1 protein-coding gene is annotated in these 619 nt (G+C 36.7%); it reads left to right on the forward strand.

The window, feature by feature from the left end; all coding sequences use genetic code 11:
• Positions 1-41 precede the first annotated feature (41 nt).
• On the forward strand, positions 42-619 hold a 578-nt coding region (locus tag ACK8P8_RS22215; protein WP_410026334.1), incomplete at its 3' end, for a hypothetical protein.

Raw genomic sequence — 619 nt, forward strand, 5'->3', positions numbered from 1 at the left:
TTGTGGACGGGGAGGAGTATCATTTGTAAAATAATGAAACTATGAGTAAAATAAGATTTTTACAATTACTGTTTATATTCTATCTTCTTGGGAGTTGTACCCAAGAAACATGGAATGTAGAACAGGAGAATGTTTTAAAACAAGGGGTGCTTACCCGTGGGGTGGGACCAATGGAGGATGCAATGGAAGGCTTAAAGGGAACAACTTTGGGAAAGAAACTTATCGAGAAGTTAAGCATACCTGTGAAATTTGAATACGATCAATCAATGAAACCTGGAACGATGGGATATGTTGGTGGGGGAATAATACGATATAATGATCTAAATGCTCCTTTTGGACCGCTTTTATTTCACGAGTTATTTCATGTGTATCAAATGAAAGAAATAGCTGTGGCATCAAGAAATCATGAGGTCGAGGCATACATGGCGCAATATTTATTGGTGATGAGTATTGAAGGTGCTGAAGAGAAGGATTTTTATGCCGTATCTACGAAATTTGTGGATTGTATTAGAAAATTAGCAAAATATACAACTTGGAGTGTGATGGATACGAAGGGAAGTATTAAATTCCAACGACTTTATGAAAAGGCTTTGGTTGAACTTAGGAAGCATCATCTATA

The organism is Butyricimonas muris (genome assembly GCF_046365375.1).
In the GTDB taxonomy this organism is placed as follows: domain Bacteria; phylum Bacteroidota; class Bacteroidia; order Bacteroidales; family Marinifilaceae; genus Butyricimonas; species Butyricimonas muris.